Source organism: Prosthecobacter gellanilyticus, assembly GCF_007992435.1.
GTDB classification, from domain to species: domain Bacteria; phylum Verrucomicrobiota; class Verrucomicrobiia; order Verrucomicrobiales; family Verrucomicrobiaceae; genus Prosthecobacter; species Prosthecobacter gellanilyticus.
Genome location: NZ_BKAG01000025.1, coordinates 1 through 14,696, shown reverse-complemented (window position 1 = coordinate 14,696; position 14,696 = coordinate 1). Strand labels below are relative to the sequence as shown.

Here is a 14,696-nt window from a genome sequence, read left to right as displayed (position 1 = left end):
GCGGCAGCTCCCGGAGGTCCTCTGCCCACATCAAAAAGCCTTTCCCTTCCCTACCTCCCGTCATGAGCACCTCGTTCCCATTCGTCTACCCAGATCAATTCACGCCTAACAACCCCGGCTGGAGTACCGTGGGCAATATTGCTTCCTGGTCACCCGACGCCACCGGTCGTCGCTTCACCTTCACCTTCGGCCAGAACAACGCCTACTCCCTCTACATCGAGGTCCTCGGGGCCACGGCCTATCGGCTGCGCTTCACACCAGTGCCCGGTGCCACTTACACCACCGAAACCTCCACCGCTGTAGTGGATCGTGATCTCGGCATCTCCGGTCTGAATGTCACCTCCAGCCAGCCAAATGCGCAGACGCTGCAGATCAATACCGGTGCCATCACCATCCAGGTTGGCCTCGCACCGTTTTATGTGCAGGTGTATCGCAACGGCCAGCTCATCCACCAGGATGCTCCAGGCCAGGGTGTGCTCTACATCCCCGGCCAGCAGGTCATCGCCATCATGAAGACCGCCCCCAGTGGTGCCAGCTACTACGGTCTCGGTGAGAAAGCCGGCCAGGATCTCCAGAAGAACCAGTTCACTTTCACCTTCTTCAATTTCGACAACTTCACTTACAACGGTCCTTCCGAAGGCCAGCCCGGCCCGCTGAATCCCACAGAGCCATTGTACTGCTCCATCCCGGTTCTCGTCGAATACGATCCCACGCCCTCCGGTGCCTTCTCAGGCTCCGCCTTCGCCACCGGACTCTTCCTCGATAACTGCGGCCAAACATTCGCCAATGTCTCGGCGAACGATTACTCGAACATGGACGGCAAGTACTACCTCGGCGGCCTCTACAATGAGCTCGACACCTACTTCTTCGCCGGCTCCGTCGTCCCTGACATCCTCCGCCAATACACCACGCTCACCGGCCGCGCACCCATGCCTCCGCGTTATGCCTTTGGCTTCCACCAGGGTGCCTACGGCTACTTTGATCGCTACAAGCTCGCCGCCGCCGCCAACTCCTACCGCGCCGCGCGCATCCCTTGCGATGGCCTGCATATTGACGTCGACTTCCAGGACAATTACCGGACCTTCACGCACAGCGAGATGAAGTTCCCGAATACCAAGGAACTCTTTGATGACCTCCATCTCATCGGCTTCAAGATGTCCACAAACATCACCCCGATCATCACCACCAACGTGCTGAACCAGGCCGGTGAAAAAGCACCTTATGTACAGGGTGATGCGCTCAAGGCCGCCAATGCCCTGATCTACAACACCCGCTACGAGTCCGGCGAAGACCCGAACCTCTACCAGGGCGGCGTGAACTACGGCGTCAACTACGGCAACAATCCCTACCCTTACCCGCCTCTCCAGCCAAACAACCAGGGTCAGACCCCGCTCACCGCGCCGGGAAACTACCCCGACTTCGGCCTAACCAATGTTCGTGAAGTCTGGGGCCAGCAGTACCAGGACCTCATTCAGAACGTGGGGCTGGATATGATCTGGCAGGACATGACCTGCCCGGCCATCGATGCCAACCTTCCCCCTTCCCAGCAATATTTTAAAACCTTCCCGCAGGATCTCATGATGGCGCAGGAAGAGGTGGATCCCACCACCGGAAAGGTCGTCGCCACCAACTACCTTCCGAATGCGCAGCTCCACAATAGCTACGTCAACAACCTCCTCCACGCCACCTGGGACGGCATCAATGCACTCGCTCCGCAGCGCCGGAACTTCATCATCGCCCGTGGCGGTTATGCCGGCATGCAGCGCTACGCAGGCCTCTGGACGGGCGACTCCGCCTCGAGCTGGGATTTCCTCAACATCAACATCCCTGAGGTCCTGAACCTCGGCATGTCCGGCGTCCCCATCAGTGGCTGTGACATCGGCGGCTTCGCCAAAGGCTCCGGCTCAGTCGGTGGCACCAGCGTCATCGGCGGCACGGTAGTCGGCGGCATAACCAACTATGAGCTCTTCACCCGCTGGATGCAGCTCGGTTCCTTCCTGCCGTGGTATCGCAATCACTACGACGGCTACAACAAGCAGTTCCAGGAGGCCTTCGCCTATGGCGAGCCCGTGCCGACCAACTGCCGCACCTATGTCGAGCTGCGTTACACCATGATGCAGATCTACTATGATGCCATGTTTGAGTGGACCCAGACCGGTCTGCCCATCTGCCGTCCGCTCTTCCTCAATGAGCCTCAGGACCAGGGTGTTTACGGGAACAGCAATTACTACCTCGACTCCCAGTTCTTCGTCGGTGGCGACTTCCTTGTCGCGCCCATGCTCTTCCAGGCCGTCACCGCCAGCCCGCCAATCTCTCCTACCCGTGACCTCTACCTGCCTGCCGGCAGCAACTGGTATGCCTTCCAGAACAACCAGGCTCCGCTCCTCGGCGCGGTTCAAGGCGGCACGGTCATCAGCTACTACGCGGATCTCAATCTCGTCCCCACCTACGTCCGCGCCGGTGCCATCCTGCCCTTCCAGCATCTGGAGCAGTGGGTCGGCGAGCTTCCCGCCAATCCTCTCACCATCAACTGTTATCCCGGCCCCGATCGCTGGACGGATGGACAGGCCTATCAACTCTATCAGGATGATGGCATTACCCAGAATGCCGAGACCAAGGGCGAGTACCGCATCTCACGCATCTACCAGCAAACCCTAACCAACAATGGCACCACGCGCCAGGTCCGTATCGCCCGCGTGACGGACAACTACACGCCACCTTCGCCCTTCAACTACATCGGCATCCTCGGCAGCATCACCTCCGCCTACCAGGTCACTCGCGATGGCACCACGCTGCCCAATGTCGGCGATCCCGACTCGCTCGAATCCTCCACGGTCGACGCCTGGTACTGGAACCAGTCCCTCAACATCGTCTTTGTCAAAATCTTCGACAATCGCACAGACACGCTCGTGAGCGCATCCTACTAATCCCAACACCTGAAGGAACCCATCATGCAACTCCGTCAAAACGCGGGCGCCCGGCCCCAGATCACCTTCACCTCAGATTTCCACGAGCTCGTCCAGGGAGACCTTGTCCCCGGCCCGTGCCTCCTGCGCTACGATCCCCTCCGGCTCGTCTCGCTCGGCGATGCCGCCACTGAGGAACATCACATCCGCGCCTACGTGCGCTTCCATCCCGTCGGCGTCGAATGGCAGGGCTTGCTCGAGCTTCCCGCTGGCCTTCCTCTCGCCGAACTCGCGGACGTCACCGGCCAGGGCTTCATGCTCACCGCCACCTTCGATATCCCTGAAGGCTGCGATGCACTCGAACTCTGGTTCTCCTGCACGCATGACGATGGTCAAACTCATTGGGACTCTGATCTCGGCAAAAACCACTGGCTGCGCTTCGGCCTCGCCGATCTCAAGCTCAAGACCGCCAAAGTAAAACCCGCCAAAAAGACCGAGGCTCAGGACACCCTCGCCTTCGAAGTCTCCACCAAACCCAAGATTGAGTCCGTCGAGGTCCGCTGGCATCTCACCAATTCCCCGAAGACACCCCGCATCATCACCCCCCTCGTCTGTACCGGAGACACGCCCGCTGGCAAAACCTGGACCGCCCCCGATGGCGGCATCCCCGTCCCCAAAGGCGCCGTCGTCGCCTTCGACATCGTCTACAACGTCGACTCCCGCCCCTACACCGACGACAACCAAGGCCGCTGGCACATCGCCGACTAATGTGGTGCAAGCTTCCAGCTTGCTCCCCCCCCGTACAACCCCATTCCAATGGGGTTGTGCTGCGTACGCCCCCAGACTCCAAAGTCGCGAAGCGTCCAAAACCCCCGGTAGGGCCGCGCTGCGTCGCGGCCGACTTCCTCCCGCACCGATCTCTCCCGACTCCCTTTCGCCAAACACCCCAAGAAGTCGCGGAGCGTCCTGGACTGCGCCTGTCCTCTGGCGCTCTGGATCGGCCCCCCGTCACCGCCACACCCCTACCTAACAAATCATAAATCAAAAATCGTAAATCATAAATATCTTCACCTCCCCGCCATCGAACTATCCGCAAACGTGAAAGCATTCTCCATCACACTCACCCGCGGCAGTTCCCCATCCACCAGCACCACCTCCACAATATCAAACCGCGTCGCGATCTTCGGATTCCCCAACAACCTCAACCAATCCAGCGCCCCGCGTTGAATGAGCAACTGCTTCTCCTGAGTCACCGCATCCGCCGGCCGCCCAAACGCCGCACTCCGCCGCGTCTTCACCTCCACAAAGGTCAGCACCTGCCCATGCCGCGCCACAATGTCCACCTCACCACGATGCAGCCCGCGATAGTTCCGAAACAGCACACGCCGTCCCTGCTCGCGCAGATGCTTCACCGCCAGATGTTCGCCTAACAAACCGGTCTCCACCGTCGTCATCTTCAGCCCCAGCAGCCAGGGCGAGACTCGCCTCTGCAACGACACACGACTGATCAAAAACCTCCGCAATCCAGGATGCCTTCGCACCCGGAGCATCCAGCTCTCCAGCGACGCAGAGGACTGTGCCTCCACCTCTGGTGCGGATTTGCTCATGAGTCAGTCACACACGCAGTTTCGAGATCCCGATCTCACCGCCAAAGCAAACCGCCACATCGGACTCCGGATCACGAACGCGGTCCGCATAGCGTGCATCGTAGTGATGGAACCCATCATCCCCTAACCGGAAGCTCACCGGTAGCGGCGACCTCGCCGGATGGCAGTCCCGCATCGTCGGCAGCGCCAGCTCACCCGGCGCATGATGCGGAAAGTTCACGCACCAATATTCGCCATCATGCAGCTCACGCGTCTGCAGATGCAGCAGCACCTCCTGCGTCCAGCGCGCCGCGCGATCCCAGTCCACCCCCAGCTCACGGATCAGATAGTGAGAAAAAGCCGCCGACTTCACGCCATGATAAGACGCTTCACGAGCACCCGCACAGGTCCCGGACACATGAATATCTTGCCCCAGGTTCCCGCCCGCATTGATGCCGGAGAGCACCCAGTCAGGCTTCAGTTCAAAAGCAAAGAGTCCCAGCCGCACACAGTCCGCCGGAGTTCCCTCCACCGCCCATCGGCCTTCACCTCGAGGCTCCGCACGCAGTGGAGAGTGCGTCGTGATCCGGTGCCCGCACATGCTGTGCTCCCGGATCGGCGCCACCACACTCACCCGCGCCCCCGGAATCATCCGCACCGCCTTCTCCAGCGCCGCGATGCCCGGCGCATCAATGCCATCATCATTAGTCAGGAGAAAATGCACGATTAGATTTCAGGGTTAGTCACTGCTCACAGCTTACTGCTCACCGCCTACTTCTGGAAATATCCGCGTTGCTTGTCATTGATCGGCATCCCCGCCTTCTCCATGACCTTCATCATATCCTCCCAGCACTCGCGCTTCGCACGAATGCCTCCACCGGCCAGCTTCTCCTCGCGCAGAATGTAGCTCGGGTGATACGTCACCATCGTCGGAATGCCCTGCACATCATAGAACCGGCCGCGCAGGCGCATCACACCTTCGCCGATGCCCAGCCCCTTGCAGGCCACACCGCCGAGCGCCACGATGACCTTCGGCTGGATGATCGAAATCTCCGTCAGCACATACGGCAGACAGCTCGCCATCTCCGCGTCATTCGGCGCACGGTTCGAGGTACCTTGATTGCCTTCCATCGCCGGACGGAACTTGCAGATGTTGCTGATGTACACATCTCTCCGCTCCAGTCCCATTGCCTTCAAGATACCTGTCAGCTTCTGACCCGCAGGCCCCACAAAAGGCTCCTGCTGCCGCTCCTCTTCAAATCCCGGAGCTTCGCCGATGAACAAAATCTGCGCCTCTGGATTCCCGACCGCGAACACCATCGTCTCCCGCAGTGTCCCCAGCGCCCGCGCCTCGGGCGACTTCTCCGCGATCGAAGCCAGCGCCGCCAGCTTCTCCGCCTTCGTCTCGCCCGTCACTTCGATCCGTGCCGCCGCAGCAGCCGCCAGCTTCACACCCGCAGGCGCTCGCCCAGTTGCAGCCGAACCACCACTCATCGTCCGCGTCGTTGCGGCCGCCACCGGAGCCGTCGACTCCAGAAAAGATTTCGTCGTCATCATCGGCTGCGCAGGCCGTGTTGGAGGAGCCTCCTCAGCGACCATCGAAGCCCGCCCCTGCGGCGCACGCCCCACGGGTCCCGGCGACATCGATGCAGGCCTCCGTCCCCCTTGCATCCGCTCCAGCGTCCCCGGCCTCACCCCCACATGCGTCTCCCCCGCGAGCAAACGCTGCTCCAGGTAGTGCTTCAACATTCCCTTCGCTTCCAAAGACATGCCTTCATCTCTGGCGAGCCTCCCCGCCGACTCAAGTCCTCTGCACCAAAAATGCACCCCACCGTAGAACGAACTTTCCAGTTCGTTTCCTCCAAGAGCCAGCTCAACAACCTTACTCTCCCCCTCCAGACTACGTCCCTATTATATATAGGCTGAAGAAGATCACACAGAACTTGGGACAGCCGCCTTGACCGCCTCGAAGCCCAGCGAGCCCGCCTCTCAAACCCGGCCTGACAGCTGCTATAGCATACCGCCAATTTCCCCACCGCCCTCCCTGTTGCATCTCGCCCCTCTTGCGCGTATGGACATGGACGGCGTGATCTATTCACGACCGCTTTTCGAGATTCTCCCGATCTCCCCTGAAATGAAACACCTGACTTTCCTTTTCCTCTTCCTTCTGGCTTTGACCCTGCGCTCCTTCAGCGCGGTCACCATTCCTGATCCCCTCCCCAAGGCCCCCGAGCCCATCGAGGACATCCTGCGTCTCCAGATCTTCCTCGACAGCAAGCTCTTCGGCCCCGGCAAACTCGATGGTCGCCCCGGCGAATTCGGCACCAAGGCCCTGAAGCGCTACCAAAAATCCCAAGGCCTGCCCGAGACCGAGCTCAAAGATCACACGCTGGACCTCTCCAGCGTCAGCGAACTCTACACCACCTACACCATCCGCGAGGAAGACCTCAAATTCGTCGGCGAGGTTCCCACCCAGCCCTCCGCGCAGAGCAAAAAGAAATACCTGCCCTACGACTCCCTGCTCGAGTTCCTGACCGAGCGCTTCCACTGCGCCCCTGACTTCCTGGAATACATCAACCTCCCTGTGAAGATGAGCGCCCTCAAACCGGGCGATTCCGTGAAGGTGCCCAATGTCACCCCTTTCCTCATTGAGGAACTCACCGAGGTGGCCAAGCTTCCTGAAGTGCCCGAATTCCAGGCCCGCGTCATCAAGATCAACACCATCGAGAAAATGCTCGACCTCTGGGAGGGTGAAAAGCTCCTCGCCAGCCTCCCCATCACCCCCGGCAGCGGCTACCTCGCCACCCCTCCCGGCACTTGGCGCATCATCGGCATCACCCAGATGCCGACTTTCCGCTGGGACAAAAGCGTCCTCGAATACGGCGTCCGCAGCGACACCTTCTACACCCTCCCCATCGGCCCGAACAACCCCGTCGGCATCATGTGGATCGGCCTCAGCAAGCCCGGCATCGGCATCCACGGCACAAATAGTCCCCAGACCATCGGCCGCAGTTCCAGTCACGGCTGCATGCGCACCGCCAACTGGGACGTCATCCGACTCGTCAAACAGGTCTCCGCCGGCATGACCGTCATCATCGAAGGCCCCAAAGCCATCCCGCGCCCAGTCCCGGTCGCCAAGGCCAAGAAGACCGAGCCTACCGTCGCTGTCGAAGAAGCCCCGCCGCCGAAAAAGGGCATCCTCAACTGGCTCTTCCGCAAGACTCAAAAGCCGCCCAAAGAGTAGGTCGCACCACGCCTAAAGTGGCCGTCTTGTCCCCAAGAACTCAGCCACAGTGGCCATCCATCAAGCGCCAAAGGCGGCTCTGCAGCCATTTGGCAAACGAACAAGCCTCAACGATTGATAGCGTTACATTTTAGTTATTTAATCGAAACTTAAATGTTATTTATCAATTTGAGACCCGCTGATCTAGCGCAGATCGTCAGCTCGAAGCCGTAGCTACTGCACGATCCAGCTCATTGCCCGTAACATCAAAGTTACATCTCTATATATCGTTACATTAACGATATTTTAAAGATACTAATAAAACCGTAAGCACCTCATTGACAAGAGGTTTCCATGATGACCGCCTTCAGACCACAAAGACGCAGGTAAGCAGAACACCGCCTCCTATCTGAGCCACCCATTCCACACAAAGCGTTACATTAAAGTTAATTAATCCGCAATATGACCTTTTAGCACCTCCACTCGGCTTCTCTTGAACTCCAATTCGCCATTTTGGCATCAAGCCTCCAAAAATTACGGCCTTAAGCGTTAGCAATAAGTTACGAAGCTACCACCTTCTCTCGCTGATAGACTCCTATGCGGCGCAGATACTACACTGTCGACGGTCCACCGGCCATTAAGCACGGGCTACCGTCGACAGTTTAGCGCTTACCGTCCACCGGCTTGGCTCAGTTCGCTGCCCGCTGGATCGCCTGGCCAGCCTTCGAAATGCCCCGGCCTGCATGATATGCGGCATGGTCCATTTCAGCACCCACACGTTGGGCAGGACCGCCACGGCTCCGGCAGCTGGTGAAGTTCACCGTGAGCATGATGGCCAGGAAAAGAAGAGGGAGTGTTTTCATAAGATGTGTATGTTGAGGTTAGTCAGTTACCCACAATACGTGTTCCCAAAGCCAAGTGGATTGGCGCAACTTTGGATTCCCCTGATCGTTCTCAACGCCGACACGCCACATCATGCTCCGGTCCAGCCTCCTCGTTCTTCTCTCCGCCACCCTGCTCCAGGCCCAGACCTGCGCCTGCACCATCCCGGTCTTCCGCTATGCCCTGGACCGTTGGGAGACCGACCGCTTCAAGCTCACCGTCCCGGCCACGACTTCGCAAAACGCGGAACTCACGGATCTCCTCCGCCCCCTGCGCGCCAACGGCAAGGCCAACCTCGACATCGCCACCGCTCGCGATGTCGCCATCACCAAGGCCGAGCTGCTCGACTCCAAAACCACATCCCAAACCGTCTGGTCCGGCGACCTCGACAAAGCCGCCCTCGCCGCCGTGCTCGACTCCCCCGGCCGCACCGAGATCCTCAAGCGCATTCTCGCCGGTGAATCCGTCGTCTGGGTCATCGTCGACTCCGGCAAGCCCGAGGACCAAGCCGAGATCGCCCGCATCGAGAAGCGCTTAAAATTTCTCGAAAACGTCGCCGCCCTCCCCATCCAGGACCCGAACGATCCCGACAGCCAGCTCGGCCCCGGCCCTGCCCTGCTGCTGAAGTTCACCACGCTCCGCCTGCGCAGCGATGACCCCGCTGAAAAGCTGCTCATCACCATGCTCTCCGGCCCCACCGGCAAGGTCGACCCCGCCCAGGGCTCCTTCGCCGCCGCCGTCTTCGGCAAAGGCCGCGTCCTCGGCGCATGGCCCCTCACCCATCTCGATGACACCGCTCTCGAGGAAGCCTGCATGTTCCTCGTCGGTCGCTGCTCCTGCCGCCTGAAAAACGACAACCCCGGCTGGGACATCCTCCTGAATGTCGACTGGCCCAAAGCCCTTCAAGATGCTGCCGACAAAAAGACCACCGCTTCCGAGCCCGCGAAGCAGGTCGAGATGAAACTCCCCGAAACTGTCGTCACCCAGGCCCAAGTCATCCCCTTGGCCAACGAATCCCCCGCTACAGCCACCACGGTCGCCATCCCCCAGAGCACCATCCTCCTCGCCTCCTCCGCCCTGCTCCTCAGCTGCGTCGCCTTCCTCTTCTTCAAACAGAAGTCGCGCTAGTCGCATAAGAGCTCACGCTTCAGCGTGTCTGGAACCTATCTGCGCCCTCCGCGTAATCTGCGGTTAAAAAGGTTTCTCCCCGGCGTTTCACCACTTCCATGAAGTGGCCCGCCCTCCTCACCTCCTTCTGCCTCGCTCTCGCGCTCACCTTTCCCGCGTCCGCCCAACCGAACATCCTCGTCATCGTCGCTGACGACCTCGGCTACGCAGACATCGGCGCCCATGGTGGCAAAGAGGTCCCCACACCGCATCTCGATGCCCTCGCCGCCAGCGGCATCCGCTGCACCTCCGGTTACGTCACCGCACCTTACTGCAGCCCCTCCCGCGCCGGATTCCTCACCGGCAAATCGCAGACCCGCTTCGGTCACGAGTTCAATCCCCATGTCGGCGATGAAGCCAAGCTCGGCCTCCCGCTCGACCAGCGCACCATTGCCAATGTCCTGCACGACTCCGGCTACGCCACCTCGCTGATCGGCAAATGGCACCAGGGCTTCGATGCCGCCCATCACCCGCAGTCACGCGGCTTCGACGAGTTCTTCGGCTTCCTCGTCGGCGGACATAACTACTTATTGCACAAAGACGCCGAGCCCGAGTTCGGCTCCGCGCATTCGCACGACATGATCTACCGCGGTCGCGAACTCCAGAAGCTGGACGGTTACACCACCGACCTCTTCACCGATGAAGCCCTCTCCTTCATGGGCCGGAACACGAAGCAGCCCTGGTTCCTCTACCTCGCCTACAACGCCGTCCACACACCGCTCGAAGTCGCTGAAAAGCTCAAGTCCCGCATCCCCGCCAGCGTCACCGATGAAAACCGCCGCGGTTATCTCTCCCTTTTGTTAGGCCTGGACGACTCCATCGGCCGCCTCACCGCTGAACTGAAGGCCAACCATCCTGACACCCTCGTCTTCTTCTTCAGCGACAACGGCGGCTCCGGCCGCAAACCCTTCTTTGCCTACAACACCGGCATCAACACCCCCTTGCGTGGCGACAAAGGCCAGACTCTCGAAGGCGGCATCCGCGTCCCATTCTTCATCTCCTGGCCCGGCAAGCTGCAGGCTGGCAAGACCTACGACCACCCCGTCTCCACGCTGGATATCCTCCCCACTAGTTGCGCCGCCTCCGGTGCCAAACCACCCGCAGGCCTCGAAGGCACCGATCTCCTCCCGCATCTGAAGGGCGAAAAGACTGAGCCGCCCCACGACATGCTCGCCTGGCGCTTTGGCCCGCAGAAAGCCATCCGCCGCGGCCAGTGGAAGCTCGTCGACGTGCGTGACATGGAGACCAAAACCCAGTCCGGCTGGCAGCTCTACGATCTCACCACCGACATCGGCGAGACCCACAATCTCGCCTCCACCAAGCCCGATCTCGTCGCCGATCTCACCGCCGCCTGGAACGAATGGAACTCCCGCAACATCCCCCCGCAATGGCACGGCAGCCCCAACGAAGACCCCACAGCCCCACCCAAACCCGCCGCCAAAGCCAAAGCAAAGGCAAGAACTCCAGCAAACAAGTAACCCATCAAAAAGGGTTCCAATCCTGAAATCCTGGAATCTTGTTAATCCTGTCAAAACAAACCACGAACTTCGAAGCGTACCGTTCCCCCCGAACCGCCCATGACCTTCCTCCTCGCCGCGCGCCAAGGCTTCCGCTTCCCAAAGATCCAGCAGATGCTCGTCGGCATCGCCATCGAGCAGTGGCTGCGCTACGCCATCTTCGCCGGCATCGCCTGGCTGCTCGCCTATGTGTTTTTCAAAAAGCGCTGGTGGCGCCGAAAAATCATTCAGCGTGATCCCCTGCCCTCGGATCTCCGTCGCGAGTTCCTCTGGTCACTCAGCACCGTCGTCATCTACGCCCTCGTCGGCACCGGCACTCTTCTGCTCGGCAGGCCAGGCTGGTTAAAAATCTACAAGAACATCGGCGACTACGGCTGGCTCTGGTTCTTCGCCAGCATCGTCGTCGCCATCTTCATTCACGACGCCTACTTCTACTGGACCCACCGCCTCATGCACCATCGGAAGCTCTTCCGCTTGTTTCATAAGGTGCATCATCAGAGCACCAATCCCAGCCCCTGGGCGTCTTACTCCTTCGCACCTCTCGAGGCTGTCGTGCAGGCAGGCATCTTTCCCCTGCTCGTCCTCACCATGCCCATGCATCCCATTGCATTCCTGGTCTTCATGATCTGGCAGATCACCTTCAATGTCGCCGGTCACACCGGTTACGAATTCTACCCGCGCTGGATGTTGCAAACTTGGTTCGGCAAGTTCATTAACACACCCACCAATCACATCCAGCATCACGAGAAGATGCGCGGAAACTACGGCCTCTACTTCAATCTCTGGGACCGCCTACTCGGCACGAACCACAAGGACTACGAAGCCCGCTTCCAGGAGGTCACCACCCGCCCGCACCCTCACACGCCCGCATGAAACACCTGCTCCTCGTCCTTCTCGCCCTCAGCACCACCCTCCTCGCTTCCGCTCCGCCAAACATCGTCATCATGCTGGTGGATGATATGGGCGTCATGGACACCTCCCTGCCCTTCCTCACGGATGCCCAGGGCAAGCCGAAGCGCTACCCGCTGAACGACTACTACCGCACGCCGAACATGGAGCGCCTCGCGCAGCGCGGCATCCGCTTCAACAACTTCTGCGCTATGAGCGTGTGCTCGCCCACGCGCATCTCCATCATGACCGGCCAGAACGCCGCTCGTCATCGCACCACGAACTGGATCAATCCCGACACCGACAACGCCGGCCCACAAGGCGCTCCTGATTGGAACTGGCAGGGCCTCAAGAAGGGCGATGTCACGCTTCCCTTGCTGCTTCAATCCAACGGCTACCGCACCATCCACGTCGGCAAAGGCCACTTCGCCCCCCGTGAGTTCGAGGCCTCCAACCCACAGGCCATCGGCTTCGACATCAACGTCGGCGGTGCCTCCATCGGCGCACCCGGCAGCTACTACGGCAAGCAAAACTTCGGCGGCATCGCTACGAACAAAAAGGGTAAAAACAACAACAAGAAGAAGGATGGCAAGCCTGGCAACGCCGTCCCCGGCCTCGAGAAGTATCACGGCCAGGACATCTTCCTCACCGATGCCCTCACCCTCGAAGCCAAGTCTCACATCGACGACTCCGTGAAGGCCCAGAAGCCCTTCTTCCTCTACTTCGCCCAGTACGCCGTCCACGCTCCGCATCAGTCAGATCCACGTTACGCCGCTCATTACAAGGACAGCGGCAAGCCCGAGCAGGCGCAGAACTTCGCCACCCTCATCGAAGGCATGGACAAATCCCTGGGCGATCTCCTGGATCATCTCGACACCCTCGGCATCGCCGAAAACACCCTCGTCTTTTTCTTGGGCGATAACGGCAGCGATGCCCCGCTCGGCCATGAGCACGCCGTCGCCTGCGCCGCGCCCCTGCGCGGCAAGAAAGGCTCGCACTATGAAGGCGGCATGCGCGTCCCCTTCATCGCCGCCTGGGCCAAACCAAATGCTTCGAACGAGCATCAGCAGCGCCTGCCCATCGCCGCGAATGCCGTGCAGAGCCAGCAGGCCGCCGTGTATGACATGTTCCCCACCATCCTCGATCTCGCCGGCGTCGCATCCCCAGCCAAGCATGCCGTCGATGGCAAGAAGCTCGATACCCTCCTCACCGGCAAACCGGACAGCACTCGTGGCGAGACCTTCCTCATGCATTACCCGCACTCGCCACATCGCACCGCCTACTTCACCACGTATCGCGATGGTGATTGGAAAGTGATCTATCACTACTTCCCCACCGAGGTCTCCGGCGGCAGCCACTACCAGCTCTTCAATCTCAAGGACGATCCCTTTGAGCAAAAGGACCTCACCACCACGAATGCCACCGAGTTGAGACGCCTCATGCAGGGCCTCATCACCGGCCTCGAAAGCCAGAACGCTGTTTATCCGGTCGATGCCCAAACCAAGGCGCCTGTGAAGCCTCTGCTCCCATGAAACTCTCGCATCTCTCACTCGCTCTCGTCTGCCTCTTTGCCTCCTTCGCTGCGGCTCAGGACCTCCTCCCACCCATCGCGGAGGGCCAGCGCATCGCCACCTGCGGTCACAGCTTCCACGTCTTCACCTACAATCAGGTCGCGCAGATCGCTCAATCCGCAGGCTTGAAGCATGAACTCGTCGGCCTCTCCAGCATCGGCGGCTCCACCGTTGAAAAACACTGGCTCGTCCCCGAGGACAAAAGCGCCGTCAAGCAGGTGCTCAAAACCGGCAAAGTGGATGTCCTCACCCTCTCCCCCATCTGGCTGCCCGATCCCGCCATTGAAAAATTCATCAAGCTCGGTCTCGAGCACAACCCCGACCTGCGCATCACCGTCCAGGAATACTGGCTGCCTAACGACGAGTATGAACCCGTCTATCCCCTGCAGACCAAGAAGAAGATCGACCACGACGCCACCGACCTCACCAAGCTCGCCGAGGCCAATGCTCGCTACGCCAAGGACATCGAGGACATGGTGAAGGGCATCAATCAAACCCTCGCGAAGCCCTCCGTGCTCGTCGTCCCCGTCGGCCAGGCCTCCATCGCCTTGCGCGCGAAAATCCTCGCCGGACAAGCTCCCGGGCTCAAGAAACAGTGGGACCTCTTCAAGGATAACTGGGGCCATGCCAATCTCCCGCTGCAGTTCCTTTCCAGCTACTGTCACTTCGCCGTCATCTACCGCCGCAGCCCCGTCGGCCTCCCCGTCCCCCTCGCCTTGAAAACGCTCAAAGGCATGAGTGAAGACGACAAAGCAAAGCTCAACACCCTCCTCCAGGAGATCGCCTGGGAAACCGTCAGCAAGCACCCGATGGCAGGCATCATGAAGCCTGCGGTGCTGCAATAGTGTCGGACATCAATAACCTGAATCATCCAAGGTCTTCCGCGCCACAGCGAAAGCCCGCGGCAGCACGGTCAAAGGCCGCAGGCCGCAGCGCCAGTGGAGCGCGGACTTTAG

The 14,696-nt window shown here is 60.2% G+C and carries 12 protein-coding genes; 8 read left to right on the top strand and 4 right to left on the bottom strand.

Annotation, left to right across the window (positions count from 1 at the left end; genetic code table 11):
- The first annotated feature begins 62 nt into the window (after nucleotides 1-62).
- Nucleotides 63-2,927, top strand: coding sequence for a glycoside hydrolase family 31 protein (locus tag BGE01nite_RS16695; RefSeq protein ID WP_146851626.1), 2,865 nt, complete (start codon nucleotides 63-65; stop codon nucleotides 2,925-2,927).
- Nucleotides 2,928-2,951: 24 nt separating this feature from the next.
- The gene (locus BGE01nite_RS16690; RefSeq protein ID WP_146851625.1) at nucleotides 2,952-3,674 is read left to right on the top strand and encodes a DUF6209 family protein; all 723 of its coding nucleotides are present in this window, start codon (nucleotides 2,952-2,954) and stop codon (nucleotides 3,672-3,674) included.
- A 299-nt stretch (nucleotides 3,675-3,973) separates the two neighbouring features.
- Here the strand turns inward: BGE01nite_RS16690 and BGE01nite_RS16685 are convergent, their stop codons facing one another.
- The 3 genes from BGE01nite_RS16685 to BGE01nite_RS16675 are packed head-to-tail and all read right to left on the bottom strand — an operon-like array spanning nucleotide 3,974 to nucleotide 6,262.
- A complete protein-coding gene (locus BGE01nite_RS16685; RefSeq protein WP_146851624.1) occupies nucleotides 3,974-4,513 on the bottom strand; it encodes a YraN family protein in 540 nt (179 codons plus the stop codon).
- A gap of 7 nt (nucleotides 4,514-4,520) precedes the next feature.
- Complete coding sequence (surE, locus tag BGE01nite_RS16680; protein ID WP_146851623.1) at nucleotides 4,521-5,216, bottom strand: 5'/3'-nucleotidase SurE; 696 nt, start codon at nucleotides 5,214-5,216, stop codon at nucleotides 4,521-4,523.
- Nucleotides 5,217-5,263: 47 nt separating this feature from the next.
- Nucleotides 5,264-6,262, bottom strand: coding sequence for a uracil-DNA glycosylase (locus BGE01nite_RS16675; RefSeq protein ID WP_246145742.1), 999 nt, complete (start codon nucleotides 6,260-6,262; stop codon nucleotides 5,264-5,266).
- 364 nt (nucleotides 6,263-6,626) lie between these two features.
- Between BGE01nite_RS16675 and BGE01nite_RS16670 the strand changes: the two genes are divergently transcribed.
- A complete protein-coding gene (locus BGE01nite_RS16670) occupies nucleotides 6,627-7,736 on the top strand; it encodes a L,D-transpeptidase family protein (RefSeq protein ID WP_146851622.1) in 1,110 nt (369 codons plus the stop codon).
- Nucleotides 7,737-8,404: 668 nt separating this feature from the next.
- Here the strand turns inward: BGE01nite_RS16670 and BGE01nite_RS29035 are convergent.
- Complete coding sequence (locus tag BGE01nite_RS29035) at nucleotides 8,405-8,578, bottom strand: hypothetical protein (RefSeq protein WP_170266839.1); 174 nt, start codon at nucleotides 8,576-8,578, stop codon at nucleotides 8,405-8,407.
- A 112-nt stretch (nucleotides 8,579-8,690) separates the two neighbouring features.
- Between BGE01nite_RS29035 and BGE01nite_RS16665 the strand changes: the two genes are divergently transcribed.
- The 5 genes from BGE01nite_RS16665 (at nucleotide 8,691) to BGE01nite_RS16645 (ending at nucleotide 14,585) form a co-directional block, all read left to right on the top strand.
- On the top strand, nucleotides 8,691-9,725 hold the full coding sequence (locus BGE01nite_RS16665; RefSeq protein ID WP_146851621.1) for a hypothetical protein: 1,035 nt from the start codon (nucleotides 8,691-8,693) through the stop codon (nucleotides 9,723-9,725).
- Nucleotides 9,726-9,823: 98 nt separating this feature from the next.
- Nucleotides 9,824-11,242: a sulfatase family protein gene (locus BGE01nite_RS16660; RefSeq protein ID WP_146851620.1), complete on the top strand. Its 1,419-nt coding sequence runs from the start codon at nucleotides 9,824-9,826 to the stop codon at nucleotides 11,240-11,242.
- 99 nt (nucleotides 11,243-11,341) lie between these two features.
- Nucleotides 11,342-12,154, top strand: a complete 813-nt coding sequence (locus BGE01nite_RS16655) for a sterol desaturase family protein (RefSeq protein WP_146851619.1) — start codon at nucleotides 11,342-11,344, stop codon at nucleotides 12,152-12,154.
- Entirely contained in the window at nucleotides 12,151-13,701 is a 1,551-nt protein-coding gene (locus BGE01nite_RS16650; RefSeq protein WP_146851618.1) for a sulfatase, read from the top strand. Before BGE01nite_RS16655 ends, BGE01nite_RS16650 begins: the two co-directional genes overlap by 4 nt.
- Nucleotides 13,698-14,585, top strand: a complete 888-nt coding sequence (locus BGE01nite_RS16645) for a hypothetical protein (RefSeq protein ID WP_146851617.1) — start codon at nucleotides 13,698-13,700, stop codon at nucleotides 14,583-14,585. The genes BGE01nite_RS16650 and BGE01nite_RS16645 overlap by 4 nt, the downstream gene beginning before the upstream one ends.
- The last annotated feature ends 111 nt before the right edge of the window (nucleotides 14,586-14,696 follow it).